Here is a 2,163-nt window from a genome sequence, read left to right as displayed (position 1 = left end):
AGGGGTAAACTGTGGATAAAAAAAAAATGGACTTTAAATGAAGTTTTTAAAAATGTAAATTTTGTATTAATTTTGATCAATTTTTTGAATAAAAAAAGAAGCGTCCTCTGAACTAAATCAGATACGTTTTTTTTGAAATTTAATGGATGGATTTAGCTATTTTTTTTAGGGTGTCTATTCTTTTATCAACTATTCTTTTTAAGTCTTTTAATTCTGCTCTAGGGATAAAACCTTTTAAAAATTCTTCACTAACCTGACGGGAAATAAGATGTCTTAATTCATTTTCTCCCTTAATAACTGCTAGCTTTTCTAAACGTAAGGCTCTCTTTTTTTTATTTTTTATATCTTTCCTATTACAACGATATATGTAACATCTGGTTAATTGTTCTTCTCTAAGACGTCTCGCATAGTCATATTCATTTAATAATCTTCCTTCCTTTTTGAAAAATCTATGATTATAGTTAGATAATTTATTATTTAACTCTGTTTTCCACTTTTCAGGACAAATTCCTGCCAAATCTATTAAACGTTCAGTAATAGTAATCGCTGAAGGGAAATAACGCCTAGAAACCCTATCCCAACATTGACGATAGGTAATAAAACCTAAATCACGAAGCATAGTTAAGGCCCTAGTACCTCGAGTTACAGACTTATTTCCTGCTTTCGATATTGTAGTCAGCCCACAGTACTCAGACAGCATACTAGCGCTAATAGGCACTTGTTTAGACACAACGTTAACGTGGTATAAGATTGCTCTTAACATCGCGTTAAGCGCCCTCCTACGAGATTTGTATATGCGTCGGCATCGTTCAGGAGGTAAGCTAAGATAAAAATGTACTTCTGCTGTTAAATCTCTATCATGATTTCTTTTTATAGCATCGGAAAGCACAAAAGGAATTTTATGCTTGTGATGAGCTGGAATTATAAATTCTGGGCATGAATTCTTAGTTCTATTACTTGCTATTGTATTAGTAATACTCATTTTTCTGACTCCATAAATAGAAATTGTGTACTTAACCAGTAAAATAGTTAAGTACAATAATGCTTGAATTATTTTTTTATACTAGAGAATATCTTTTTTATTTTATTTTTTTTCATTAATAATATTTATTTTTTTAGGTTTTTCTTGTTCGGGGATTTCATATTCAAAATCCAATGTTAATAAACCTAATACAATTTCTGCTTTCTTCACCCTAACTCTGTTATCCAAATTAAAACTTAAAGAAAAATTATTTTTTTTAATTCCTTTATGTAACCATTTATAACTTATTTCTTTATCATCAATGCTCTTTTGATACTTACCAGTAATCGTAAGCTTGTTATTATGAACTAGAATGTCTAAATTTTTTTCTTCATAACCAGCAGTATTAATTTTTAATTGATAATTTGTTTCATTTTTTTGAATTAAATCATAATCAGGAACATCTGATATTGGCTTTTCACCAGTTAATCTACTGAACATATTATCTATTTGTTTAAATCTATCTGAAAATATCTCGTCATATGCAGCAGGTATTAAAGAAAAAGAATGATAAGACATGAGAATTCTCCTTAATTGAAACGAAATTAATTAAAATTACTAATTATATTAATATTTAGATACTATTTCTGTCATTTATCTATATGATAACTTTTAAAAACTTTTCAAGATTATTCCTAAACTTAAAATATTTTATTTTTTATGTTTTAAAAAAAACACATTTATCAAATTTATTTTTTTATAAAATATTTATTATTAATTAATGTAAAAACTTTTAAAAAATATTTATCTAAAATTTCATCATTATTTTTTAATAAAAAATAATTTTTTTATCTCATCTAAAATTCTTTAAATAAAAAATTATAAATATTATTTTAACTTCCTTAAAAAATATTTAAATTATTAAAAATATTAGGAAATAAAATACATATAAATATTTTTTTAATACCAATATTTTATCTTAAAAAAAATATCAATTTATTACAATTTAAATTACAATAATTGTACATATTATAATCGATTTTTCAATATTTTTAAATCTGTTTAAAAAATAACCTTTTTTAAAAGTTATCCACAATATTTTTCGAAGTAATTTATTATTTATTAGTAAAAATCTTTTAAGACTAGTTATCTTGCAGATTATACATATGTTGCATCCATGAGTCAAATCAAGTTGCACTTAT

The 2,163-nt window shown here is 24.6% G+C and carries 2 protein-coding genes; both read right to left on the bottom strand.

Annotated features, from left to right (window positions below; translation table 11 throughout):
- Nucleotides 1-139: 139 nt before the first annotated feature.
- Nucleotides 140-982 (bottom strand): plasmid replication initiator RepA, encoded by an 843-nt coding sequence (gene repA / locus AB4W65_RS02680; RefSeq protein ID WP_367673848.1) that lies wholly within the window; start codon nt 980-982, stop codon nt 140-142.
- A 102-nt stretch (nt 983-1,084) separates the two neighbouring features.
- Nucleotides 1,085-1,540 carry an Hsp20 family protein gene (locus tag AB4W65_RS02675; protein ID WP_367673849.1) on the bottom strand — a complete coding sequence of 152 codons (456 nt, stop codon included), beginning with the start codon at nt 1,538-1,540 and terminating at the stop codon, nt 1,085-1,087.
- Nucleotides 1,541-2,163 lie beyond the last annotated feature (623 nt).

This window comes from Buchnera aphidicola (Pemphigus populi), assembly GCF_964058935.1.
GTDB classification, from domain to species: Bacteria; Pseudomonadota; Gammaproteobacteria; order Enterobacterales; family Enterobacteriaceae; genus Buchnera_C; species Buchnera_C aphidicola_D.
Note: the sequence above shows the minus strand (reverse complement) of the source record. Positions and strands in the feature narration are given on the sequence as shown.

Bases quoted from the DNA above. Each gene is read 5' to 3' on its own strand.
- AB4W65_RS02675 (WP_367673849.1), bottom strand. From the start codon at position 1,540: ATGTCTTATCATTCTTTTTCTTTAATACCTGCTGCATATGACGAGATA.
- repA (WP_367673848.1), bottom strand. From the start codon at position 982: ATGAGTATTACTAATACAATAGCAAGTAATAGAACTAAGAATTCATGC.